The organism is Hydrogenimonas urashimensis, assembly GCF_016593255.1.
GTDB lineage: Bacteria > Campylobacterota > Campylobacteria > Campylobacterales > Hydrogenimonadaceae > Hydrogenimonas > Hydrogenimonas urashimensis.
On sequence record NZ_AP023212.1, the window covers coordinates 1,556,686 to 1,580,000 of the forward strand.

Sequence of the window (23,315 nt, forward strand, 5' to 3'; positions counted from 1 at the left end):
TGACAATATAGTAAAGGTTGCGACATGAAAATCAAAGCAGTTTCCGCAAGACATACGAAAATCAATAAAATCGAAAAGCTAAAAGCCGAGCGTTCCTACCAGGAGGCGTGGGAAGCCCTGCAGCGCTACGCCAAAGAGGGGTACGACGCCATCGCCAAAGAGGATATGGACTTTTTTTTGAAATGTTTCGGCATTTTCGACCGGCCCGCCACGCCGGGGAAATTCATGATACGGGTCCGGATTCCGGGCGGCAGGCTTACATCCCAGCAGGCCAAAACCCTGGGCGAAGCGGCCAAAACCTACGGCAACGACTACATGGACCTGACCACCCGGATGCAGGTGCAGCTGCGCTACCTGGATATCGCCGACATTCCCACCCTCATTGAAACACTCGAAAGCGTAGGCATCACCACCTGGCAGACAGGGGTGGACAACTTCAGAAACATTGTCACCGACCCGCTGGACGGCCTTTGTTTTGACAGCGTTATCGAAACGGCCCCCCTCATAGAGAAGATGCAGTCGCTCTGGCTCAAAAAACCCGAATGGATAGCGGCGATTCCCAGAAAATTCAACACCGCCATCGGCGGTACCGGCTCCAACCGCTGCAACCTCTTCGCGCATGATTGCTGTTTCGCCCTGGCCAACCGGGAGGGGGAGTACGGATTCAACGTCTACCTGGGGGGAAAAGTGGGAGCCATCGCCGAATCCGCCGACATTTTCGTTACCGAAGAGGAGATTTTTTCCTTTTACGAAGCGCTTATGAAGGTCTATAAAAAGTATGGTTTTCGGGACAGCCGCAACAAGAACCGCCTCCACTTTCTCATCAAAGAGGCGGGCATGGAGGCTCTCGTGGAGGCCATCAAGGACATGGCACAGCGCGACTTCGCTCCGGCCGGCGAAACGCTGGTCAAGCAGCCAAGAACCGAAGAGCGCGACGGCCGCATCCGGCTCAAAGACGGCACCTACGCGCTGCATATGGTCGTGCCTTCCGGTATCTTCAGCGGCACGGCGATGATGGAAGCGGCCCAGGCGGCCGAAACCTACGGCAACGGCTCACTCAATATCTCCACGACCCAGAATCTCTTCATCCTGGGTGTCGCCAAAGAGAATATCGAGAAACTTCTCGCCCAGCCCCCCTATGACAAATACAGCAACCGCGGCAGCGCCTACACCAATCAAATGGTCGCGTGTGCGGGTATCGAATTGTGCCCCTTCGGGGTCATCCCCAACAAATCCGACGCCATCGACATGGCGAATTATCTGGAAGAGGCGGTTCCTCTGCCTGAGGATGCCGGTGTCAGGATGCACTGGTCGGCTTGCGTCAAAGGGTGTGGTGTTCATGAATTGGGTGACATTGGTTTCATCGGCTGCAAAGCCAAAGAGAACGGCCAGACGGTTTACGGCGTGCATATCCAACTGGGAGGCAAATCGACCATCTCCCAGGAGGAGGCCTACACCATCCTAAAAACCGTTCCCCTGACGCGAGCGAAACATTACGTGGCGGAGCTGATGCGCGCCTACCGCGATTTGCGAAACCCAAAAGAGCGTTTCGAACAGTTCGAAAGCCGCGTCTTCAGACGATACACCAAAGGCGCCATCGAATTTATCTTGCGATGGAATGTGGAAGTGGCCACGCCCAAAGGCTTCGAGCCTCTGACCTTCCATCCCAAATGGACCCCCAACATCGAACATAACGAAATTTTCGAACTGGGCACACGGCTTTACAAAACCCTCACAGGCCAAAACCCCTACCAGGGCACCCACCTCTACAACCCCATCGAAACCACCCCGGCCAAACACCCCTCCAAACTCAACCCCTCCATCGACAAAGGATTGGGGGACATCATCATGAAAATGATCGCCCTGTCATCGAAACGGTACGAAGTCTTTACCGAGGTGATCCATGCGATTGAGGAATGGGCCAGGTCGAACCGCTTGATTGGCTAATGTGCTATTTTATGGTAGGTTAAATATGCTTCTTTCATTTCCATTTAGGTTGAATCGATCAAAAAGAGGGGCCATCTCTTCATGCAGAGGAAGAAATTCAAGTTGCCATCCGATTCGTGTTTAACGCTTCATATGCAAGAATACATCTTTGTATACGGAACTCTCAGACCCTATTTCAAACACCCAATCCAGGAACTGCTGTCTGGGCAATGCGACTATGTTGGAGAGGGGTATGTTTTTGGAAAGCTTTACGAAATTGAAAATTATCCCGGTCTGACCATCTCTCCTCCAATAAAAAACAAAGTGTATGGAGAGATATACAAACTTCATGATCATGACGACATTTTGAATATTCTCGATGAGTATGAAGGATGCAGCGATTCCTTTCCCAAACCCCATGAATACAGAAGAATCAAAAGCGATGTGTACGATGGAAACGGCAAAACATTCCATGCATGGCTTTACGTTTACAACCATCCCACAGAAGGACTTGAAACGATTCCATCCGGAGATTATGTCGATTATTGGAAGAAAAAATACGATGGCTCGCGTTGATAGCCTGCAGCGGTCTCATTTGGCCATGCGCTTTCATTGGTGATTATTTTTTATACACTGCTTTGCCCATAAAAGAGATAAAATTGTTTCATTACAAAAAAGGAGCTGACAGACCATGAGCCAACTACCCACCCCCATCGACTCCTTTTTGAAACACAAAGCCGATACCGGTATGCAGTGCGGCAACTACAGCATCGACATTCCCGAGCTAAAACCCGGGCAGCAGTATCGCTTCCACTTCGACATGACCGCCTGTGTGGGGTGCCACTGCTGCGAAGTGGCCTGCAACGAGCAAAACGGCAACCCCGCCGAGATCAAGTGGCGTAGGGTCGGGGAGATGGAGACGGGGCATTTTCCCAACGTATTGCAACTCTTCAACTCCATGAGCTGCAACCACTGTATCGACCCCGCCTGTCTTAACGGCTGCCCTACCAACAGCTACATCAAGCTGGACAACGGCATCGTCTACCATGTGGATGAAGACTGCATCGGCTGCCAGTACTGCACCTGGAACTGCCCCTACGAAGTGCCGGTTTTTCACGAAGAGCGGGGCATCGTCACCAAATGCCACATGTGCGTCGACAAGCTGGAAGCGGGCCAGACACCCGCCTGCGTGCAGGCCTGCCCCGCCGGCGCCATCCAAATTGAGGTGGTGGACAAGGAGGAGTGGATAAGAAGCGACATGGCCAAAGAGGGGGTCGCTCCCCACCTGCCCGATATCTCCATCACCAAACCCACCACCCGCTACACCCTCCCCGAACTTCCCGAAGGGGAGGAGATACGGCCCGCGGACGAACATATCCTAAAACCCGCCCATCCCGAATTTCCGCTGGTCTTCATGACGGTCCTGACCCAGATGAGTGTCGGCGGATTCCTCGCCCTCTTTTTCGGCGAACTTCTGCATCTGCTGGGGCTCGACCTGCCCGCACCGTCGCTTTGGATGGTCCTGGCGGTACTGGCCCCCGCCGCCGTCGGCCTGCCCCTATCGGCCCTGCACCTGGGGCGCCCCATACTGGCCGTCACCGCCATGAAGAACCTGAAAACCTCCTGGCTCAGCCGGGAAGCGGCGGCCCTGGGGGTGTATGCGGGCGGCGTGACCCTGCTGGCCGGGATCTATTACCTGGGGGCGCCGGCATGGCTCAGACTACTGGTGGAGATTCCTGTCGCTGTTCTTGGCATCTACGGTATCTACGCCCAGAGCATGATCTACCGCATCCCCGCCAGGCCGGCATGGAACCGCAAAAGCACGACCCTGCGCTTTTTCGGCACGGGTTATCTGGGATTGTTGCTGGTTGCCGTGGTGCTGGCAATTTTGGGTGAAACCCGAAGCCTTCTGGCCCTGATGGCCCCGACGCTGATGCTTGGGATGGCACAGATGTATCTCATTTACGAAGAGACGCTTTTTTACAAATACCTGGACGAGGAGAACCCCCTCTATTACCAGCTCAGCCGCACCAAACGGCTGCTGGAGGAGCATTTCGGCCACCTCAAACGTGCGCGCCTGCTTAGCCTTGGCATTTTCGCCATCGCGCTGCCGATGCTGGCCATCGTCTTCGCGGCGGCGGGGCTGGACACTCCGGCTGCCTGGTTGCTGGCCTTCGCCTTCCTAGGAGCCACCGCCAGTGAGCTTCTGGGGCGATATCTTTTCTATACGACAGTGGTTCCCCTGGGGCTGGCGGGAAATTTCTTCGCGGGGAATCAGAGGCATTGATTTGGTCGTTGGACGTTAGTTAAAAAAGAGGATGAAATGATAAAAAAGATCAAAAATTTTCTGGGATTGGACATCAAAGAAGACAAATACGCCCTGGTGGACGACCCTTTCTTCGGCAAGGTGGCCAAGGCCAAGGCGCCCGATAAATGGGTGCGCTCCACCTGCGGTTACTGCGGCGTGGGATGCGGCCTTTACATCGGGGTCAAAGAGGGCGATCCGGTCTATGTCAAGGGTGACCCCGACCATCCCGTCAACCGGGGGACCCTCTGCCCCAAGGGGCTGAGCGAGCATGAGATGGTGCGCGCGCCTACGAGACTGCCCGGCGCGATGATCAAGCGAAACGGCGCCTTTAATCAAGTCAGTTGGGACGAGGCCTTCCAAACCGTCAGCGACAAGTTCAAGCAGATCCAGGCCGAGCACGGCAAAAAGTCGGTGGCCGTCATCTCCACGGGGCAGCTGCTCACTGAAGAGTTCTACACCCTGGGCAAATTCGTCCAGATGGGGCTGGAGACCAACAACTACGACGGCAACACCACCCTCTGCATGGCCAGCGCCGTCATGGGGTACAAGCAGAGCTTCGGAAGCGACGGCCCTCCGGGCTGCTACGAAGATTTCAGCCATGCCGAGGTGATCATGTTGATTGGCGCCAACATCGCCGACAACCACCCCATCCTCAAGCTCCACATCGCCCGTAACCAAAAAGTCCGGGGCAAAAAGCCCACCATCATCGTCGTCGACCCCCGCCACAGCAAAACCGCCAACATGGCCGACATCTACCTCCCTGTCAAACCCCGCACCGACCTGGCGCTCATCAACGGGCTTTGCTACATCATTCACGAACAGGGGTGGATGGATGAGAAATTCATCAATGAGCGTACCGCCGGCTACCGAGAGTTCATCAAGGAAATTCAGAAATACCCGCCCCAGGAGACGGCCCACATCACCGGCATCGACGTCAAGACCCTCTACGAAGTGGCCCGCCTCTACGCCGGTGCGAATGCGGCCATGAGCGCCTGGACCATGGGGGTCAACCAGTCGGCCCAGGGAACCGACACCGTCAGCGCCATCGTCAACCTGGCCCTGATGACGGGCAACCTAGGCAAGCCGGGCGGAAGCCCCATGAGCATCACCGGCCAGTGCAACGCCATGGGCACCCGCGAAAGCGGCTTCACCAGTTCCATCCCCGGCTACCGGGATTTCAAAAACCCCTCGGATCGGGCCGAATACGCCCGCATCGTCGGCGTGCCCGAGGAGCTGGTGCCATCCCAGCGGGGCTACGCCTATCCCCAGATCATCGAAGGGATCGAAAAGGGGGAGATCAAAGCCCTCTGGGTCGTCGCCACCAACCCGCTGGTGAGCTACCCCGACCAGCCGCGGCTGCGCAAAGCGCTGGCGAAGCTCGATCTGCTGGTGGTGCAGGACAGCTTCATGAGCGACACCGCCGAACTGGCCGACGTACTCTTCGGCGCCGCCACCTGGAGCGAAAAGACCGGCACCTACACCAACAGCGAACGCCGCTGCAACCTGGCCAGAAAGTCGGTGCCCAACTACAAGGACTCCAAGAGCGATTTCCACATCGTCCTGGAATTCTCCAAATATTTCGAGGGCAAACACGAGCTGCTCTTCAAGGGCTGGAAAGAGCCCGAAGACGCTTTCGAAGAGTGGAAAAGGGTCAGCAAAGGGCGTCTGTGCGACTACAGCGGCATGAACTACGACAAGATCGAAAAGCTTGGCGGCATTCAGTGGCCCTGCAACGACGAGTACCCCGAAGGCACCCCACGCCTCTACACCCCCGACATGCCCACCCGCAACACGGAGGGCAGACCCAAATTCGTCTTCACCGACTGGGAACCCCTCCCCGAAGATGTCTGCGAAGCCTTCCCCCTCATCCTCAACACCGGCCGCACCGTGGAGCAGTTCCATACCCGCACCAAGACCGGCACCATCAAGATCCTCGACGACCTGGCCCCCGAAGCCTGGGTGGAGCTAAACCCCGCCGACGCTAAGAAACTGCAGGTACAAAGCGGCGACCGCATCGCGATCAGCTCTCCCAGAGGACGGGTGGAGAATGTCATCGTCCGGGTCACGGAGGTAGTACGCGAAGGGACCATCTTCGTCCCTTTCCACTTCAATACCCAGTTGGTCAACACCCTCACCCAGTCGCTTTTTGACCCCAAATCCTTCGAACCCAACTACAAGCAGACCGCCGTGCAGCTGCACAGCGAAAAGGTCCCCGAAGGCATACTGCTGCGGCAGAAGAAGAGTGCGGGCGCCTTGACATTCGACAGGAGTGCCGTGACAAAAAAGGAGACAAACATCACAAATCAAGCGGTCGGCAATTGAAGTTTTCCTTTATGATTTGATACGGGTTGCGAAAATAGAGATACATTCTCTATCGACACTATTTGGGTATGATAAAACATCGTACCTATTGGAAAGGACACTGCGATGAGCCTTTTTCTCTCAAGCGTGATCGAGGCGCTTCAGTCAGGCGATTATAGACAGTTCAGACATATCATGGAAAAAGTAGGGCCCACTATATTCAAAGGGAAAATGCCCCAATCTCTTTTGGAGGAGGCAAGGTATGGCGAATTGAATTGCGGCAAAAACGATCAATCCGAACCGCTTTTTCCCATCCGTTTCATGTGGCTTCTTGAGATGCATGAGCAAAGAATGTTCGGCTTGCAAACTCTGGGGCGCTCTATGTATCATCCCGAAAAACTGTATGCATTGTGGCAGAAAGCCACCTCGGATGCGTCCTACCGGAAAGAGTTGGAGGAAGAGGGCATCCGATTCGACCTGAAGAACAAAGCGATACTCCTGCCTGCCGGATGGGTCTATATCGGCGAACACTTCGTCGAGGACTTTATCGAAATCGAGCGGTTTTACGCGAAAGGCAAAGAAATACTCTATCCCGACCCGGAAACCGGAGAGATGAAACCGGTTTTCCATGAATTCAAAAAAGCCTCGGGGAAATAATAGGGTTTGCAAACGATAGTGAACCAAAATGGTACAATAGAGTATAAAAAAGGGGGGCAGAAATGGCAAAACCCGTTGAAAAGTACAAAAACAACAAGTATTTCAAGTATGTCATGGCGGAAGCCGACGACCCTTTATACAAAGAGGGTTTGCAGATGGGCCGGATCACCGTGGCGTCAAAGAAAAAGAAGAAAACCAAAAAGAATAAAAAAGATTGATAAAACCAAAAGAACCAGATTGTCCTTGGATGATTGAGATAATATCATAAATCCTACTTAATCATTGAGCCTGCCTTCGAAGAAGACGGAGAACTGCAAAAGGGTCAGGCTATAGTTTAAAAGGGGTATCAGTTATTTCTTCCGGGTGTTTTTGTACCGAAATGAGGCGGCTTCATTAGGCTGTCTTCGTTGAAAAAACCCTCTTAGGTCTTTGTCAGTTTTCTAAACGTGGGATGGATCGATTCGATGATGCCGGTCGACTAAATAATCTGGCAAATATTTTTAGGATACTTGAAATGATTTGAGAGATTGTATCTCACTTATTGTAGCCTGAATAGATGGCGGTGGGGCATTTCCCCAATTTCTCTTTGACCAGTTTGACTCTGCTTTTTCGGTTTCGTTTAAATAGGTGCATGCTTTAAGATTTTTGTCGGACTTCTTTTGTTTTCTTTGGTGTAAATGAATCGGATCCGCTGGGAACGCTCTTTCGTTTCCGCTTTTTCGGTTTCCCGCACTGAATCATCCCACCGCTCTGCAAGCCCTCTTTGTAAATCGGGTCGTCAGGCTCGGCGATATACCAGTCCATTTTCATGTGTTCGTATTCTTTGATTTTTTTCACAGCCGCCTCCTTTTTTTGGAAATTTTACCGTTTTTTTGGCTTTTCATACGATTTTCCCCAAACCGTTTCATCCCCGCGCATGCGGGGAACACTAGAGCACCACATTCCCGGCGGCCCCCTGAAAAGTTTCATAAAATTCCAGGTGCGTCACGCCCTTGGGGCCATCCAGCAGATACGCAACGAAGCGGCCCACGGCGAGAGCACCTCCTTCGGTATCTGTCGAATATATCGCAACAAGATTGTAGGTATCGGTGAGAGTGGCATTGTGTGCGACCTGGTGCGTTACCAAAGGATGATCGAGCAGTTGTGACACAGCGCTGTCATGACGGCATGCAAAATGGCACCGAACCTGAAAGGAGGTGCCTGCAATGGTCATCCGAACCATCGAAATCCGCAAAAACAGAATGCTTGGCGAGCATACTCTCGTCATCAACGGCCGTTACGGCTATCTTTATGGCCAAACGGCAGATACGGCCCGTATCGTCCGGCAAAAACTTCTGCGGACCGGACGCGTCAGCGATCGGCTGATTTACGAAATTTCCAATCATCATCGAAACCAGCTTGAAACCGATCCGAAATCGCCTGCCCATCCCATCGCCGCTTAGGTGCAGAAAGGAACCCCCATGCTAACCCTCTTCGTGATCAGTCTTTTCCACAAATGGGTGATAAATTATACTGAGTAACCACAATGAACCTGTTCGATATCTCTGTATGGCAGATGTTGCCGACATGTCACCCCTTTCCGATGCAAAGAAATCAAACAGGAAAAGGCACCTATCAGTTTTACTTTATTTTAGGGAAGTTTACATATGGTCTGATTTTATGGTACCTGTCGTATGCGGATTATGGGGCGTGTGCAAGAAGATTGGACATCGGTTGTCAAATTTGCAGAGATGGATTGTTTGAAAATCCGTTGGGAGAATGTTTTTCAAACCCCTTGTTGTGAGGGTCTTCTGAAGAGTGTCGGAATTTTTTGGAAGAAAAGATGGTGGAGCATAGCGGGCTCGAACCGCTGACCTCCTCGCTGCCAGCGAGGCGCTCTCCCAGCTGAGCTAATGCCCCACATTGTTGAGAGACCCGAATTTTAATTCAAACTCGCTTAAGCTTTTATAAATTTATAAAGTACTTTTTCGCCGGCTCTTTCGATTCGAAAGGTATCACCTCGAAGGTTTCCTCTCCCACTTGCACGCTGTATCTTTTCGAGGGCGAGGTTTTGCCGTAGGTCGCCGTCAACCGGGCGGCCAGTTCTTTGTCGGCCCGCGAAGCGTTCGCGCTGATGGCTGAAATCGGTCCGGTGGCATCGAGCAGGCGAATTTTTCTGTATTTCGGCGTGATGGCCGCGTCGATCATGGCGTTATCCTCCCTGTGGCGGCCGATAACCAGTTTGGCACCGTCGGGAAGACGCAGGTGCCGGCCGCATTTGAGCAGGGCGATATCCTCCACTTCCAGGTTGTCGTATTTGATGAATTCCGCCAGTTTTTTGGAGAAATTTTCGTCGGTCAAGAGGCAGCCGCCACCCGGTTTTTCGAAATCCTTGAGTCCGATCTCTTCGGCCATCCTTAGCTGCACTTCCCGGTTGCGTCCGGTGATGCCAAGAAGCTTTTCTCTGTCGACCCATCCCTCGCACTCCGGCAGGGTGGGCGGCAGTACTTTGGCGCTGAGGGGGCGTAGAAGCAACTCTTGGGTCTCCGAAAGGCCGGTGACAAGGTCAAGCGCGTCCCGGCGCTGGCTCATGGGCCTCTGTCCCACCACTTCCCCGCTGATGAGAAAGTCGGCTTCCCAGGGTTCCATCAGCTCCCTGGCGATGCGGAACATATTGCCGTGGCAGTCGATGCAGGGGTTGAAGTTTTTGCCGTACCCGTACTTGGGGTTGAAGAGGATCTCCCTTAGATACTGGTCTCGGATATCGAGCGTACGCAGTTCCACCCCCACCTGGTCGCACATGCTTTGCATATGCTCCAGTTTGCTTTTGGTGCTGCCGAATCCGATATCGATATTCAGGGCGATCACCTCGATGCCCTGGTCCTTGACCAGCTTGATCGCCAGGGTGCTGTCGAGCCCCCCGCTGAAAAGCGCGATGGCGCGGCGTTTCTTGTCAGACAGTGTGGTGCGATTCATAGGGAACCAGTTCTCCTCGTTTCAATCGATTGATGTAGTCTTGGTATTTGCGGATGAAAAATATCTTTTTTTCGAAAGCAAGTGTATCGTTTTTTTTGATAATGTCAAGAGCTCTTTTGTAGTATCGCTGAAGGAAATAGAGCAGCTGTTTTTTGAGCTCCTCTTCGCTGTAGGTGACGATGGTGTCATCGAGTTCGATACGAAGGAGATCTTCGTGCTCGATCCCCCGAAGCAGCGCCTCGAATGCGTTTTTGTGCGCTCCGAACATCGAGCTGTCCATCGTATCGAGCACCATGTCGGTCAGGGTGGGTGTTTTGAGCAGGGTTTTGATGATGCTCTCCTCCGCCACATCCGTGAGGGTGAGAACCGGAGCGGGTCGCGTTTGGGCCGGGTCGTTGCGTGGTGCATAGCTTGGCCTTGACGTCGTGGGTGCCAGCATCGCGGTATTGACCCCAAGGCGAAGCGCCGCGTAGGGAAGATACTTTTCCTGCACGAAAGGCGAAAGGGTCGCCAGATAGTTTTTGACTGCATGGAAGGCATCTTCTTTTCCTTTGGGTGATCGGATATCATAGCGCGCGACGGTCTGGTCGATGACAAACTGCGCATAGGGGACCGGTTTGGCGAACAACTCCTCGATGGCGTCGGCATTGCCCGCGTTGACCATGTCGGCCGGGTCCATGCCGTTTCCAAACAGCACGACACCCCCTTCGAAGTTGTGGGCGCTCAGCAGAAGCGCCGCCTTCATTGCGGCATTGACGCCGGCATTGTCGCCGTCGTAGGCGACGATCACTTCGGGTTCTCCCTTTTTCAAAAGGGGCAGATGATCGTTTGTCAACGCCGTGCCCAGCGTGGCGACGGCGGTAGTGAAACCCGCCTGGTGGAGCATGATGACATCCATGTACCCCTCCACCACGATGAGACGTTTTTTGCGGTATATCTGTTCTTTGGCCAGATGGTAGCCGTAGAGCAGCCGTGATTTGTTGAAGAGTTTCGTCTGCGGGGAGTTGATGTATTTGGCGGGGTGGTTGCCCATCGTCCTGCCGCCGAATCCCACCGGCATGCCGGAAGGGGAGTGGATGGGAAAGATGATACGCTCGATCAGCCGTGCGTACCATCGCCCCCCATCGTGGCCCAGGAGTCCCGCCTCCTCCGCTTTGGGGAGAGGTATCAGGGCTTTTTGCAAGAATGCGAGCGTCTCCTCGGAAGAGGGGGCGTATCCCAGGGCGAACTTCTCGACGCTCGCCAGAGAGACCCCCCTGTCGCGAAGATACTTTTTTGCGGTTTCGTTGTGCTCCAGGTTGGCCCGGTACCACTGGCCGACTGTTTCGAGAATATGTCTCTCCTGCGCGCCGCTCTGGGAGCCCTGGGTATAGCGGAGGGTGAAATTGTACTGGCTGGCCAGTTTTTCGATCGCTTCGGGATAGCTTAGTTTTTCGAACTCCATGACGAACTTGATGGCATCGCCGCCGGCACCGCATCCGAAACATTTGTAGAACTGCTTGGTCGGACTTACGATGAAACTGGGCGTTTTTTCGTTATGAAAGGGGCAGAGCCCTTTGAAATTGGAGCCGTTTTTTTTGAGTTCGACATAGTTGCCGATCACGTCGACGATGTCGATGGTCTGTTTGAGCTGTTCGATGGAGTTGTTATCTATCATATATTTATTATATAATAAACTGAATGTGAGCGGTGAGTAGTGCGTAGCGAAAGGCTACCTACTGCCCACTGCCCACTGCCACTTTCCAAAAAGGTCGGTTGTGGACGCTCTCCTCATAGATTATCGTGATCCGCTCTTCGCCATTTTGCTGATCGCGGGCATGGTGTTTGTCATCGCGTTTGTCAGTTACTGGTGGGGGGTGTATGTCAGAAGGAGAAAATCACGCAGGCTGCAGCGTTTTTTGCGCCGTTTCGAGACGCACGGTGTAAAAAAGAGTCTCGAAACCATGCCCTACACGCCTGCGATGACCGAGCCGCTCGTTCTTCTGGCGCGGGCCTATGAAAAGAGCGGGGAGTACACCAACGCCATCGAGATCGGCCTCTATCTGCTGGAACACTGCGAAAGCGACGCGATGACCTACGAGCTGATGGAGCTGGTGGGCACGACCTACATGCATGCGGGTTTTCTTGAGCGGGCCCATTCGACGTTTTTGCAGATTCTCAAATCGAATCCTCGGAACAAGAAGGTGCTCAACGATCTGATGGTTGTCTACGAACGCCTGCAGAATTTCAAAAAGGCGCAGGAAGTGGTGGAGTCGCTCGAAGCGATGGGTGTCGATGTGCAAGATCTGAAACTCTATATCGAGTTGAAACTGATCGCCTCGGATCTTTCGATGCACCATGACGAAAAGATCGAGAAGATGATCGATTTCTATCTGAAGCACAGAAAATACGAGCGCATCGTGTTCGAGTATCTTCTCAAAAACGAGCCGCATCGGGCGTGGGAGATGGTGCAGGAGGCCAATATCGACCGGCTGGTGGATATCTTCTGGTTTCTGCCCACCTCTTTCATGGATTACGACCGAATCAAGGAGAGTCCGAAACTACGTGCCATATTCGGAGCGCGGGGGGATATCGAGCCGGCAGGGCCGACGGGGTGGTTTGTCATCGACATGATGAACCATCTGAGGCGAACCGGTTTCAACGAGACGACGCTGCAGTTTGCCTATTTGTGCAACAATTGCAAACAGCAGTTTCCGGTGCCTTTCGACAGGTGCCCCAAGTGCCTGGCACTCGACAGTGTCGTCGTGGAGACGGAAATAACAAAGGCGACGCATGAAACAGGTTACAATCTTCTCTGACGGCTCGAGCCTGGGCAATCCGGGACCCGGCGGCTGGTGTACGATTCTGCGTTTTGGGAAGCATGAAAAGGAGTTGGTGGGCGGCGAAGCGATGACAACCAACAACCGGATGGAACTGATGGCGGTCATCGAGGGCCTCAAGGCTCTGAAAGAACCCTGTGAGGTGACAATCTACAGCGACTCGAACTATGTGGTCAAGGCGATCAACGAATGGCTGCCTGCATGGATTGCCCGGGATTTCAAGAAGGTCAAAAATCCCGATCTTTGGAGAGAGTATCTCCGGGTCGCGGCCCCTCACAGAATCAAGGCGGTGTGGGTGCGGGGCCATTCGGGCCATCCGGAAAATGAACGATGCGACGAGCTGGCCCGCAAAACCGCCGAACGATACAAAAACGGCACATGAAGGAAAAAGAGATGGATGAACTGAAACCATTGGAAGAAAAGCTGAAATACAGGTTCAAGGATCGGCAGCGGCTGATTGAAGCGTTGACCCACAAAAGTTTCAAAAAGCCCTACAACAACGAACGGCTGGAGTTCCTGGGGGACGCGGTGCTCGATTTGGTGGTCGGAGAGTATCTTTATGAGCGTTTCCCCAAAGCGAAAGAGGGCGAATTGAGCAAGATGCGGGCATCATTGGTGAACGAAGCCGGTTTCAAAAGACTTGCGGATGCCCTGAATCTGGGAGAATATATCTACATATCCGCTGCGGAAGAGAACAACAAAGGACGGGAAAAACCCTCGCTGCTATCCAACGCTTTCGAAGCGCTGATGGGGGCGATCTATCTCGAATCGGGTCTCGATGAGGTGCGACGTATCACGATCGGCCTGATCGAGGCGTGCTATCCGAAGATCGATTTGAGTTCACTTTTCAAGGATTACAAAACCACGCTGCAGGAGCTGACGCAGGCACGGTACGGCGTGATCCCCGAATATATACTCAAAGACTCCACAGGTCCGGACCACAACAAGGAGTTTGAGGTGGAAGTGCGGGTCAACGACCGTCTTCTGGCCACGGCCAAAGGCAAAAGCAAGAAAGCGGCGCAGCAGGAGGCCGCCCACGCCGCGCTGAAACTGCTGGCCAAAGAGGAGGGGCAGAGTGAGTAACACATTTGGAAAACGTTTCTGCATGACCACCTTCGGTGAATCCCACGGCAAAGCGATCGGATGCGTTCTTGACGGTGTTCCGGCAGGTCTGGAGATCGACGTCGACTTCATCCAGAACGAACTTGACCGGCGCCGTCCCGGCAGAAACATCTATGCAACCGCCCGCAAAGAGGCCGACACTGTCGAGATACTCAGCGGAATTTTCGAAGGGAAAAGCACGGGTACGCCGATCGCGATGGTGATCTACAATACCAACCAAAAATCGAAGGATTATGGCAACATCAAAGATCTTTTCCGTCCGGGGCATGCCGATTTTACCTACTGGCAGAAGTACGGCATACGGGATTATCGCGGCGGCGGCCGGAGCAGCGCGAGGGAGACGGCGGCGCGGGTCGCTGCGGGCGCCGTGGCGAAACTCATGCTGGCGAAACTCGGCATCAGGGTAGAGAGCGGCATTTTCAAAATCGGCGGGGTGGAAGCATCGCATTACGATTTTGACTTTGCGAAGCGAAGTGAAGTTTTCGCTCTCGATCCCGGGGTGGAGGAGGCCCAGAAGCAGGCCGTTTTGAAGGCGAAGGCCTCTCACGACAGTATCGGAGGTGCGGCCCTCGTTCGTGCTTCGGGCATTCCGGCGGGGCTGGGCGAGCCGATCTATTACAAGCTCGATGCGATATTGGCGGAAGCGATGATGGGTATCAACGCCGTCAAAGGGGTCGAGATAGGTGAAGGGGTCCGCAGCGCCGAAATGCTTGGAAGCGAAAACAATGACGAGATGACGAAAGAGGGGTTCAAAAGCCACCACGCGGGGGGAACGCTGGGAGGCATCAGCAGCGGGGATGTGCTGGATGTGAAAGTCTATTTCAAGCCCACCCCCTCCATCTTCAGACCGATGCGGACACTCGATGTTCACGGTAAGGAGGTGACGTGTGAGCTCAAGGGGCGCCACGATCCTTGTGTGGCCATCCGCGGCAGTGTCGTCGCCGAAGCGATGGCGGCCCTGGTTCTGGCCGATATGATACTTTTGAACATGGGGTGCAAGATGGACGATGTGGTCCGATACTATGAAAAGTAAACCGATGAGACGAAAAGCAGGATACAAAGGTTGGCTGATCGCTCTGCTTTGGCTGATGCCGATGGTCTTGGCGGCGGAAATCCGTGTGGCTGTCAGTATCGTTCCCCAGAAGTATTTCGTCGAAAAAATCGCCGGCGGCCTGGCCGACGTGACGGTCATGGTGGCCCCGGGAGCGAGCCCCGCGACGTACGAGCCCAAGCCCTCCCAGATGAAGAAGATTGCCCGTACAGAGATCTATTTTGCCATTGGTGTTCCATTTGAAAAGGCGTGGCTTCCCCGTTTCAAGGCGCAGAACCCGAAGATGGAAGTGGTGGACACCACTCGGGGGATTGAAAAAGTTCCCATGGTTTCCCATCATCATGCGCACGGAAAGCAAGAAGCGGAAAGCGGGAAACAGAAAAGTCTTGATCCGCACGTCTGGCTTGCGCCGCCATTGGTGAAGATCCAGGCGCGCAATATCGCCGCAGCACTCGAAAAAAAAGATCCCCGGCATCGCGATATCTACAAAAAAAATCTGGACGCATTCGAAGCCGAGATCGACATCCTCGATAGGAGGCTGAAAAAGCGTCTGGCTCCCTGCAAGGGCAGCGCGATGATGGTTTTCCATCCGTCATGGGGCTACTTCGCGAGGACATACGGACTTAAACAGATACCCATTGAAATCGAAGGCAAAGAGCCCCGGTCGAAGGAGCTGGTCCATCTGATCCATGAGGCGAAAGAGGAGGGGGTCCGGGCACTATTCGTACAGCCGCAGTTTTCCAAACGGACAGCAAGAGTCATTGCCGAATCGATTGGAGCGAAGCTTGTCGAAGCCGATCCGCTCGCCTACGCTTGGGCGGACAATCTGCTCAAGGTCGCGCAAAAAGTGTGTAAAGTGTCCAAATGAGTGACGTTGCCGTCGATGTACGCAAGGTCACGTTCGCGTACGATGGCCAGCCCGTTGTGGTGGATGTCTCCTTCCGGGTTGAAAAAGGGGATTTTCTCGCAATCATCGGACCCAATGGCGGTGGAAAGAGCACATTGCTGAAGCTGATGATGGGAATATTGAAACCCCAGAAGGGGGAGATTCTTCTCTTTGGAAAACATCCCGATGAAAAGAACGTTGTTGTCGGCTACGTTCCCCAGGAGACCGGTCACAATCTCGATTTTCCCGTCACGGTTCTGGATGTCGTGCTGATGGGACTTCTGCACAAAAGAAACCGGCTGCGGCGATACGATTCTACGTTGATCAAAAAGGCGGAAGAAGCATTGAAAAAAGTGCGTATGAGCGCTTTTTCCGATCGGAGAATCGCCGAACTTTCCGGGGGACAGCGGCAGCGGGTTCTCATCGCCAGAGCGCTCTGCAGCGACCCGGATATTCTGATGCTCGACGAACCGACCGCCAGCATCGATTTCAGTGGGCAGCGGGAGATATTCGAACTGCTCGAACAACTGAACCGGTCGATGACGGTCGTTGTTGTAAGCCACGATATGAGTATGGTGATGGGTTATGCAAAGCATGCTCTTTATGTCAGCAAAAGCGCGCTAATGCATACGATCGACGCGCATACCCGCTATCAGATCAAACATCAGTTGCAGGGGCACGAAGGGCACTACTGTGGGGCGGAATTTTGGCAGGATATGGGGAAAAAGATCGAATGTACCAAGGAGTGCAAAGATGCTTGAAGCGCTTCAGATGCCTTTTTTCCAGCATGCGTTGATCGCCGGGGTGCTGATTGCCGTTGCCATAGGGCTCATCGGTCCCTTGACGATGGCGAACAAAATGACCTTCATGAGCGGCGGTATCGCCCATGCCACCTATGGCGGGGTGGGCGCCGCACTCTTTTTCGGCATTTCCATTCTTGCCGGCGCATTGATCGCAGCACTCCTCGCGGCAGCGGTTGTCTCTTTCGTCGCATTCCGCTATCGCCATCGGGCTGATACGGCGATCGGCATCGTCTGGGCGGTAGGTATGGCTATCGGCGTGATTTTGGCCGATATGACCCCCGGGTACAATGTCGACCTGATGAGTTTTCTTTTTGGATCCATTCTTGCGGTGAGTGCTGACGATATCCGATTGATGGCTCTTTTCGATCTTGCGGCACTTGGTATTGTCTGGTATTTTTACTACGATTTTATGGCACTCAGTTTCGATCCTGTCTTTGCGAAACTTCAGGGGGTTAAAACGGCATTTTTGCATCTGCTGCTGTTGGGGCTTGTGGCGATAACGGTAGTCCTGGCGATGAGGCTTGTGGGGCTGATTATGCTGATTGCACTGCTGACGATGCCGAGTTTTTCGGCGGAGCGGTATGTCAAATCGTTGGGGCAGATGGTTATTTTTTCCATTATTTTGTCGATTATCTATATCGTAGCGGGACTTTTTTTCGCCTATTGGTACGATCTTTCGGCCGGTCCCGCCATCGTTGTCGTCGCCGTTTTTGGTACAATTTCGTTATTTTCGATAAAAATAGTAAAAGGTTGAAAATGATTAAACGATGTCTTTTCCCCGCTGCCGGGTACGGTACGCGTTTTCTCCCGGCCACCAAAGCGATGCCCAAAGAGATGCTTCCTGTCATGGCCAAGCCACTTATACAGTATGGTGTCGAAGAGGCAGTCGAGGCCGGAATGAATATCATGGCCATTATCACAGGCCGGGGCAAACGGGCCATCGAGGATCATTTCGATGTCAGTTTTGAACTCGAACATCAAATATATGGCACCCCAAAAGAGTATCTTCTTCAGGAAATACGGGCTCTTATCAACCAATGTACCTTTACGTATACCCGACAGATAGAGATGAAGGGCCTGGGTGATGCGATCTACAAGGGACGTGTTCTCATCGGTGACGAACCTTTTGCCGTTCTGCTCGCCGATGACCTTTGTACCAATGAAGATGGAGACGGGATTCTTTCCCAAATGGTCAGGGTTTTCAACAAATACCGCTGCTCCATTGTCGCCGTCCAGGAGGTCCCGATGGATCAGGTACACAAATACGGAGTCGTTGCGGGAAAAGAGATTGATGAGGGACTTTATATGATCGACAATATGGTTGAAAAACCGAAAGCGGACGAGGCGCCTTCCAACCTTGCCATCATCGGACGCTACATCCTCACCCCCGACATTTTCGAACTGATCGAACAGACCGAGCCGGGCAAAGGGGGAGAGATCCAGATCACCGACGCACTGATGGCGCAGGCCAAAAAAGGTATGGTCATCGCCTATAAATTCAAAGGGAAACGGTTCGATTGCGGTTCCATCGACGGATTCGTGGAAGCGACCAACTACTTTTACGAACAGAGCAAAAAACAGAATACGAAAAAAACGGAAAAAAAGAGCCAATGAAGCTGGTATTTCTGGATGCCGTGACACTGGGCAACGATATCGATATGGATATTTTCGACCAATTCGGCGATGTAGTCGTGCACCAGATGACAAGGAAGGAAGAGACGATAGAGCGCTGCAGGGAAGCCGATATCGTCATTACCAACAAGGTGATTGTCGACAAAGAGGTGATGGATACCTGCGAAAACCTGAAGCTCATATGCGTAGCCGCGACGGGAATGAACAATGTGGACCTCGCCTACGCGAAAGAGAGAGGAATCGAAGTAAGGAACGTGTCGGGATACTCGACCGACAGCGTAGTGCAGCATACTTTCGCAATGCTCTTTTATCTAATGGAGAAGCTTCCCTTTTACGACCGTTATGTCAAAAGCAGGGGCTGGACAAAATCGGGCATTTTCACCTCCATCGACCGCCCGTTCCATGAGTTGCGTGGCAAACAGTGGGGCATCATCGGGCTTGGGACGATCGGAAGAGAGGTGGCCAAGGTGGCCGAAACGTTTGGCGCTACGGTTGTCTACTACTCCACAAGCGGAAAGAATCATGACCCCCTCTACCCCAGAATGGAGCTTGACACCCTGCTTAGCACATCCCATATCGTCTCCATTCATGCACCCCTTAACGAAAAAACGGAAAATCTGCTCGATTTTGTCCGTCTTGAGAAAATTCCTGCCGGCTCCATCCTTCTGAATCTGGGTCGGGGCGGTATCATTAACGAGGGAGATCTCGTTCGTGCAATCGATGACAAAGAGATCTATGTGGGACTGGATGTGACCGAGAGGGAGCCGCTGCCGGAAGACTCTCCGCTTTTCGATGTCGCCCACCCGGAGAGGCTTTTGATAACACCCCATATCGCCTGGACCAGCATCGAAGCCAGAGAGAGGCTCGTGGCGGGCATCATTCACAATATCGAGGTATTTTTGAAAAAACACACCATATGATCGGATGTTCTATTCCTTCTCCCCGGTTCCCCGCAGCGGAGCGAAATTTTCCTGCTCCAGTGCATAGAGTTCGTATCGTATCGTTTTGAAATCTTCCGCTTTGCTCGGGTCAATCAGCTTGAAACTCTCTTCCAAAACTCGCGCTGCTTCCTGTGCCCGTTTGTAGTTGGCCAGCAGCAGACTCGTTTCATCTTCACGTTTCAATTCGCTCGCGACACTCTCTTTGAGCACGTCGTTTTGAATGTCCCGATACGGAAGGAGATCGAGATAGTTCTCTACAGTCGCCAGATGACGCAGACGTTTCAGTTGCGAAGCGATGGCTTGATTGTCGTACAGGTAGCGGTTGATATCTTCGATGACGCGAATCCCCTCCTTCAGACGGTTGAGATTCGCATCGACGAGCCGAAAGAGCTTCGGCCCGCTTTCATTATTATTCGTCACTTCCGAAGATTCCAAGAATCTGAAGCAAGGAGATGAAGAGGTTCAGCACGTCCAGGTAGATGGCGATAGCCGCTTCTACAGGTGTCGCGAAGGCGCCGCGAATGATCATTTGCGTATCGTAGATGATCATGAATGAAAAGAGCAGGGCGCCGGCACTGGCGATAACCACCTGCAGCATCGGGCTGCCAAGGAAAAGATTGATCAGTGATCCGACCACCAGAATGACCAGTGCAATGAGCAGTGGTTTGCCCCAGCTGCTGAAATCCCGGGTCGACTGCATCGCATAGAGACTGAGTCCTCCGGAAATCAACGCTGTCAAAAAGAATGCCTGAGCGACGACCCCCATGCCGACCGCGGCAAGCAGGGGCACCAGGGTGATGCCCGTCAGGAATGTGAATCCAAAGAGCATAACCATGTTCAGACCGGGTTTTTTGCGAGTCAAATAGAGGCCAAAGAGCATGGCAAACTCAAGAATGACCAAGCCGATATACCACTGGGCAATCGACGCAGCCATTCCCATGCCAAGATAGGCACCGGCTGCACCGGCGAGACAGGATGCGGCGAAAAGCTGATAGGTCTTTTTGATAAAGTCTGCCAGTTCCGCTTCGCTGCGAACCCCCGGCTCTTCATACGCAAATTGTTGTGCACGCTCCTCCTGGCGTTGTGCCGCCTGGTTGTGAATGTAATCACGATTGTAGAGTGACACATGAACTCCTTTTTAGATTATTTTAAGATAAAGATGAGCGATTATAGCCTATGTCATCTACAAAATCAAGTTCATTGTATACATTATATTAAAGTTATAAATTTTTTTAAAACATAGGAAAAATCTGAAAAAAATTACCATCTTACAGCGACTTTTTCCCCAGATCACTTGACAAGGGGGGAGCTACCTGCTATAATTCCCGTCCGCAAACAGAGGAAGCCGACGGGTCGAGTGATCTCAGAGGCGAGTTTGCAGGAGTCGGAAAGACGACGAGATCTTTGACAACCGAGTAAGAGATAAGTAACAACCTTTGAGTGATTATTTTTGGCCGTTTTTTAGTAAAAACGGTCAGTTAGTCGACAGGGACTGACACTTCATATATTATGGAGAGTTTGATCCTGGCTCAGAGTGAACGCTGGCGGCGTGCTTAACACATGCAAGTCGAACGAGAACGGTCCGATGAACCTTCGGGGGATTCGGATGTCAGCTAAGTGGCGCACGGGTGAGTAATGTATAGGTAACATGCCCCTTAGAGAGGGATAACGGCTGGAAACGGCCGCTAATACCTCATATTCCTGTATGACACAAGTTGTATAGGGAAACGGTGTATTCCGCTAAGGGATTGGCCTGTATCGTATCAGCTAGTTGGTAGGGTAACGGCCTACCAAGGCGATGACGCGTAGCTGGTCTGAGAGGATGATCAGCCACACTGGAACTGAGACACGGTCCAGACTCCTACGGGAGGCAGCAGTGGGGAATATTGCACAATGGGGGAAACCCTGATGCAGCAACGCCGCGTGGAGGATGACGCTCTTCGGAGTGTAAACTCCTTTTCTGTCGGAAGATGATGACGGTATGACAGGAATAAGCACCGGCTAACTCCGTGCCAGCAGCCGCGGTAATACGGAGGGTGCAAGCGTTACTCGGAATCACTGGGCGTAAAGGACGCGTAGGCGGCCGGATAAGTCAGATGTGAAAGCCCACGGCTCAACCGTGGAACTGCATTTGAAACTGTTTGGCTAGAGTCTGGGAGAGGCCGATGGAATTGGTGGTGTAGGGGTAAAATCCGTAGAGATCACCAGGAATACCGATGGCGAAGGCGATCGGCTGGAACAGTACTGACGCTGAGGCGTGAAAGCGTGGGGAGCAAACAGGATTAGATACCCTGGTAGTCCACGCCCTAAACGATGGATGCTAGTCGTTGTGATGCTTGTCATTGCAGTGATGCAGCTAACGCAATAAGCATCCCGCCTGGGGAGTACGGTCGCAAGATTAAAACTCAAAGGAATAGACGGGGACCCGCACAAGCGGTGGAGCATGTGGTTTAATTCGAAGATACGCGAAGAACCTTACCTGGGCTTGACATCCCACGAACCGGCCAGAGATGGCTGGGTGCTACTTCGGTAGAGCGTGGTGACAGGTGCTGCACGGCTGTCGTCAGCTCGTGTCGTGAGATGTTGGGTTAAGTCCCGCAACGAGCGCAACCCTCGTCCTTAGTTGCCAGCACTTCGGGTGGGCACTCTAAGGAGACTGCCTGGGTAACCAGGAGGAAGGTGAGGACGACGTCAAGTCATCATGGCCCTTATGTCCAGGGCGACACACGTGCTACAATGGCGTGTACAATGAGAGGCGATACCGCGAGGTGGAGCAAATCTATAAAACACGTCCCAGTTCGGATTGCAGTCTGCAACTCGACTGCATGAAGTTGGAATCGCTAGTAATCGTGAATCAGCCATGTCACGGTGAATACGTTCCCGGGTCTTGTACTCACCGCCCGTCACACCATGGGAGTTGATTTCACCCGAAGCGGGGAAGCTAAACTGGCTACCTGCCACGGTGGGATCAGCGACTGGGGTGAAGTCGTAACAAGGTAACCGTAGGAGAACCTGCGGTTGGATCACCTCCTTTCTAGAGAAAAAAGGTCAGAGATTCGTTTCTTTGACTGAAAAAGCTCGAAGGTTGTGACGCGTCTTTTGCTCGGTTGTCAGAGATCTCGGAGTTCTTTGAAAACTAAAAGTGAAAAGTTAAAAACTAAAAGTTCAGGTGAGCTGCTTTGCAGACAACCATTTAGTTTTTAGTTGTTGGTTTTTCACTGAATCAAGGGGCGTATAGCTCAGCCGGTTAGAGTGCACCCCTGATAAGGGTGAGGTCCCAGGTTCAAGTCCTGGTACGCCCACCACTTTTGGCCAGATTGCACAAAGCTAAAAGCTCACGTACATCAAGTACGCTACGCTGTAACCTTTGCACAATCTGACCAAAAGCGTTATGAAGAGACTTGTCTGGGGAATTAGCTCAGCTGGGAGAGCGCCTGCTTTGCACGCAGGAGGTCAGCGGTTCGATCCCGCTATTCTCCACCATAAGTGAGTGGGAAGTTTAATTGAAGCTCTTGAGTGAGAGAGTTTCAATTAGGCTTTGCCTAAGCGTTGTTTAACATGATATTGTTCAGTAGTCTGCGTAACAATTTTGCGACAGTCTTGTTGGCAATGTTCAACAAGGCGGTAGCGCGCCATAAAGAAAAAGGTAAGTTACTCAGAGCAGACGGTGGATGCCTAGGCTGATGGAGGCGATGAAGGACGTACTAGGCTGCGATAAGCCACGGGGAGCCGCCAAGAGGCGTTGATCCGTGGATTTCCGAATGGGGCAACCCGGCACAGAGTGATCTGTGTCACCTCCTTGTGAGGGGCGAACCCGGGGAAGTGAAACATCTCAGTACCCGGAGGAAAAGAAATCAACCGAGATTCCGAAAGTAGCGGCGAGCGAAATCGGATCAGCCTGGCGAGTGATAGCT

At 52.9% G+C, this 23,315-nt stretch carries 22 protein-coding genes, 3 tRNA genes and 2 rRNA genes (1 of these 27 running past the window's edge); 21 read left to right on the plus strand and 6 right to left on the minus strand.

The genetic code is table 11. The annotated features are described in order from the left end of the window. Positions 1-24 precede the first annotated feature (24 nt). The 6 genes from JMG82_RS07990 (at position 25) to JMG82_RS08015 (ending at position 7,410) form a co-directional block, all read left to right on the plus strand. Positions 25-1,947 (plus strand): nitrite/sulfite reductase, encoded by a 1,923-nt coding sequence (locus JMG82_RS07990; protein ID WP_201352181.1) that lies wholly within the window; start codon positions 25-27, stop codon positions 1,945-1,947. A 132-nt stretch (positions 1,948-2,079) separates the two neighbouring features. After that, positions 2,080-2,502, plus strand: coding sequence for a gamma-glutamylcyclotransferase family protein (locus tag JMG82_RS07995; protein ID WP_201352182.1), 423 nt, complete (start codon positions 2,080-2,082; stop codon positions 2,500-2,502). A gap of 115 nt (positions 2,503-2,617) precedes the next feature. After that, positions 2,618-4,213, plus strand: a complete 1,596-nt coding sequence (locus tag JMG82_RS08000) for a DmsC/YnfH family molybdoenzyme membrane anchor subunit (protein WP_201352183.1) — start codon at positions 2,618-2,620, stop codon at positions 4,211-4,213. A 36-nt stretch (positions 4,214-4,249) separates the two neighbouring features. Next, complete coding sequence (locus JMG82_RS08005) at positions 4,250-6,556, plus strand: molybdopterin oxidoreductase family protein (protein ID WP_201352184.1); 2,307 nt, start codon at positions 4,250-4,252, stop codon at positions 6,554-6,556. Between the two features lie 105 nt (positions 6,557-6,661). Further along, a complete protein-coding gene (locus JMG82_RS08010) occupies positions 6,662-7,192 on the plus strand; it encodes a hypothetical protein (RefSeq protein WP_201352185.1) in 531 nt (176 codons plus the stop codon). Positions 7,193-7,254: 62 nt separating this feature from the next. After that, positions 7,255-7,410, plus strand: a complete 156-nt coding sequence (locus JMG82_RS08015) for a hypothetical protein (protein WP_201352186.1) — start codon at positions 7,255-7,257, stop codon at positions 7,408-7,410. Positions 7,411-7,828: 418 nt separating this feature from the next. Here the strand turns inward: JMG82_RS08015 and JMG82_RS08020 are convergent, their stop codons facing one another. Further along, on the minus strand, positions 7,829-8,029 hold the full coding sequence (locus tag JMG82_RS08020; protein ID WP_201352187.1) for a hypothetical protein: 201 nt from the start codon (positions 8,027-8,029) through the stop codon (positions 7,829-7,831). A 79-nt stretch (positions 8,030-8,108) separates the two neighbouring features. Here JMG82_RS08020 and JMG82_RS08025 point away from each other — a divergent pair, with 79 nt between their 5' ends. Together JMG82_RS08025 and JMG82_RS08030 are read left to right on the plus strand one after the other, a co-directional pair. Next, entirely contained in the window at positions 8,109-8,339 is a 231-nt protein-coding gene (locus JMG82_RS08025; protein ID WP_201352188.1) for a hypothetical protein, read from the plus strand. A 58-nt stretch (positions 8,340-8,397) separates the two neighbouring features. After that, positions 8,398-8,634 carry a hypothetical protein gene (locus tag JMG82_RS08030; RefSeq protein WP_201352189.1) on the plus strand — a complete coding sequence of 79 codons (237 nt, stop codon included), beginning with the start codon at positions 8,398-8,400 and terminating at the stop codon, positions 8,632-8,634. 381 nt (positions 8,635-9,015) lie between these two features. Here JMG82_RS08030 and JMG82_RS08035 read toward each other — a convergent pair. The 3 genes from JMG82_RS08035 to dnaG form a co-directional block, all read right to left on the minus strand. After that, positions 9,016-9,091: transfer RNA gene (locus JMG82_RS08035), tRNA-Ala, on the minus strand. Positions 9,092-9,136: 45 nt separating this feature from the next. Beyond that, positions 9,137-10,147, minus strand: coding sequence for an argininosuccinate synthase domain-containing protein (locus JMG82_RS08040; protein ID WP_201352190.1), 1,011 nt, complete (start codon positions 10,145-10,147; stop codon positions 9,137-9,139). Further along, a complete protein-coding gene (gene dnaG, locus JMG82_RS08045; RefSeq protein ID WP_201352191.1) occupies positions 10,125-11,804 on the minus strand; it encodes a DNA primase in 1,680 nt (559 codons plus the stop codon). The genes JMG82_RS08040 and dnaG overlap by 23 nt, the downstream gene beginning before the upstream one ends. Positions 11,805-11,904: 100 nt before the next feature. Here dnaG and JMG82_RS08050 point away from each other — a divergent pair, with 100 nt between their 5' ends. Genes JMG82_RS08050 through JMG82_RS08090 form a run of 9 tightly spaced genes read left to right on the plus strand, consistent with a single transcriptional unit; the run spans position 11,905 to position 19,380 of the window. Beyond that, entirely contained in the window at positions 11,905-12,945 is a 1,041-nt protein-coding gene (locus JMG82_RS08050; RefSeq protein WP_201352192.1) for a tetratricopeptide repeat protein, read from the plus strand. Then, the gene (gene rnhA, locus JMG82_RS08055) at positions 12,920-13,348 is read left to right on the plus strand and encodes a ribonuclease HI (protein ID WP_201352193.1); all 429 of its coding nucleotides are present in this window, start codon (positions 12,920-12,922) and stop codon (positions 13,346-13,348) included. Before JMG82_RS08050 ends, rnhA begins: the two co-directional genes overlap by 26 nt. Before the next feature lie 11 nt (positions 13,349-13,359). Beyond that, positions 13,360-14,049 carry a ribonuclease III gene (rnc, locus tag JMG82_RS08060; RefSeq protein WP_201352194.1) on the plus strand — a complete coding sequence of 230 codons (690 nt, stop codon included), beginning with the start codon at positions 13,360-13,362 and terminating at the stop codon, positions 14,047-14,049. A 22-nt stretch (positions 14,050-14,071) separates the two neighbouring features. Then, positions 14,072-15,121, plus strand: a complete 1,050-nt coding sequence (aroC, locus tag JMG82_RS08065; RefSeq protein ID WP_201354295.1) for a chorismate synthase — start codon at positions 14,072-14,074, stop codon at positions 15,119-15,121. Between the two features lie 4 nt (positions 15,122-15,125). Next, positions 15,126-16,007, plus strand: coding sequence for a metal ABC transporter solute-binding protein, Zn/Mn family (locus JMG82_RS08070; protein ID WP_236579118.1), 882 nt, complete (start codon positions 15,126-15,128; stop codon positions 16,005-16,007). Next, a complete protein-coding gene (locus tag JMG82_RS08075) occupies positions 16,004-16,786 on the plus strand; it encodes a metal ABC transporter ATP-binding protein (RefSeq protein ID WP_201352195.1) in 783 nt (260 codons plus the stop codon). Before JMG82_RS08070 ends, JMG82_RS08075 begins: the two co-directional genes overlap by 4 nt. Continuing rightward, a complete protein-coding gene (locus JMG82_RS08080) occupies positions 16,779-17,582 on the plus strand; it encodes a metal ABC transporter permease (RefSeq protein WP_201352196.1) in 804 nt (267 codons plus the stop codon). The genes JMG82_RS08075 and JMG82_RS08080 overlap by 8 nt, the downstream gene beginning before the upstream one ends. Positions 17,583-17,584: 2 nt before the next feature. Then, complete coding sequence (gene galU, locus JMG82_RS08085; RefSeq protein WP_201352197.1) at positions 17,585-18,442, plus strand: UTP--glucose-1-phosphate uridylyltransferase GalU; 858 nt, start codon at positions 17,585-17,587, stop codon at positions 18,440-18,442. Then, complete coding sequence (locus tag JMG82_RS08090; RefSeq protein WP_201352198.1) at positions 18,439-19,380, plus strand: D-2-hydroxyacid dehydrogenase; 942 nt, start codon at positions 18,439-18,441, stop codon at positions 19,378-19,380. Before galU ends, JMG82_RS08090 begins: the two co-directional genes overlap by 4 nt. A gap of 9 nt (positions 19,381-19,389) precedes the next feature. On the opposite strand, the gene JMG82_RS08095 is transcribed toward JMG82_RS08090, so the two are convergent. Then, positions 19,390-19,821: a thiamine-phosphate pyrophosphorylase gene (locus JMG82_RS08095; RefSeq protein ID WP_201352199.1), complete on the minus strand. Its 432-nt coding sequence runs from the start codon at positions 19,819-19,821 to the stop codon at positions 19,390-19,392. Next, positions 19,811-20,527 (minus strand): Bax inhibitor-1/YccA family protein, encoded by a 717-nt coding sequence (locus JMG82_RS08100; protein WP_201352200.1) that lies wholly within the window; start codon positions 20,525-20,527, stop codon positions 19,811-19,813. The genes JMG82_RS08095 and JMG82_RS08100 overlap by 11 nt, the downstream gene beginning before the upstream one ends. A 380-nt stretch (positions 20,528-20,907) precedes the next feature. On the opposite strand from JMG82_RS08100, the gene JMG82_RS08105 reads away from it, so the two are divergent. The 4 genes from JMG82_RS08105 to JMG82_RS08120 form a co-directional block, all read left to right on the plus strand. Further along, positions 20,908-22,435 (plus strand): 16S ribosomal RNA (locus tag JMG82_RS08105). A 194-nt stretch (positions 22,436-22,629) separates the two neighbouring features. Then, a tRNA-Ile gene (locus tag JMG82_RS08110) sits at positions 22,630-22,706 on the plus strand. A 102-nt stretch (positions 22,707-22,808) separates the two neighbouring features. Further along, positions 22,809-22,884 (plus strand) — tRNA-Ala (locus tag JMG82_RS08115). 161 nt (positions 22,885-23,045) lie between these two features. Continuing rightward, positions 23,046-23,315, plus strand: a 23S ribosomal RNA gene (locus JMG82_RS08120) (it continues 2,621 nt past the right edge of the window). Together the 16S and 23S rRNA genes with 2 tRNA genes alongside form the textbook arrangement of a ribosomal RNA operon.

Excerpts from the sequence above, each read along its gene's own strand:
- JMG82_RS07990 (WP_201352181.1), top strand. The coding sequence starts at position 25 with ATGAAAATCAAAGCAGTTTCCGCAAGACATACGAAAATCAATAAAATC.
- JMG82_RS08030 (WP_201352189.1), top strand. The coding sequence starts at position 8,398 with ATGGTCATCCGAACCATCGAAATCCGCAAAAACAGAATGCTTGGCGAG.
- JMG82_RS08010 (WP_201352185.1), top strand. The coding sequence starts at position 6,662 with ATGAGCCTTTTTCTCTCAAGCGTGATCGAGGCGCTTCAGTCAGGCGAT.
- JMG82_RS08075 (WP_201352195.1), top strand. The coding sequence starts at position 16,004 with ATGAGTGACGTTGCCGTCGATGTACGCAAGGTCACGTTCGCGTACGAT.
- JMG82_RS08015 (WP_201352186.1), top strand. The coding sequence starts at position 7,255 with ATGGCAAAACCCGTTGAAAAGTACAAAAACAACAAGTATTTCAAGTAT.
- JMG82_RS08090 (WP_201352198.1), top strand. The coding sequence starts at position 18,439 with ATGAAGCTGGTATTTCTGGATGCCGTGACACTGGGCAACGATATCGAT.
- rnhA (WP_201352193.1), top strand. The coding sequence starts at position 12,920 with ATGAAACAGGTTACAATCTTCTCTGACGGCTCGAGCCTGGGCAATCCG.
- JMG82_RS08070 (WP_236579118.1), top strand. The coding sequence starts at position 15,126 with ATGAGACGAAAAGCAGGATACAAAGGTTGGCTGATCGCTCTGCTTTGG.
- JMG82_RS08025 (WP_201352188.1), top strand. The coding sequence starts at position 8,109 with ATGCGGGGAACACTAGAGCACCACATTCCCGGCGGCCCCCTGAAAAGT.
- JMG82_RS08000 (WP_201352183.1), top strand. The coding sequence starts at position 2,618 with ATGAGCCAACTACCCACCCCCATCGACTCCTTTTTGAAACACAAAGCC.
- JMG82_RS08005 (WP_201352184.1), top strand. The coding sequence starts at position 4,250 with ATGATAAAAAAGATCAAAAATTTTCTGGGATTGGACATCAAAGAAGAC.
- JMG82_RS08080 (WP_201352196.1), top strand. The coding sequence starts at position 16,779 with ATGCTTGAAGCGCTTCAGATGCCTTTTTTCCAGCATGCGTTGATCGCC.
- galU (WP_201352197.1), top strand. The coding sequence starts at position 17,585 with ATGATTAAACGATGTCTTTTCCCCGCTGCCGGGTACGGTACGCGTTTT.
- aroC (WP_201354295.1), top strand. The coding sequence starts at position 14,072 with ATGACCACCTTCGGTGAATCCCACGGCAAAGCGATCGGATGCGTTCTT.
- JMG82_RS07995 (WP_201352182.1), top strand. The coding sequence starts at position 2,080 with ATGCAAGAATACATCTTTGTATACGGAACTCTCAGACCCTATTTCAAA.
- rnc (WP_201352194.1), top strand. The coding sequence starts at position 13,360 with ATGGATGAACTGAAACCATTGGAAGAAAAGCTGAAATACAGGTTCAAG.
- dnaG (WP_201352191.1), bottom strand. The coding sequence starts at position 11,804 with ATGATAGATAACAACTCCATCGAACAGCTCAAACAGACCATCGACATC.
- JMG82_RS08040 (WP_201352190.1), bottom strand. The coding sequence starts at position 10,147 with ATGAATCGCACCACACTGTCTGACAAGAAACGCCGCGCCATCGCGCTT.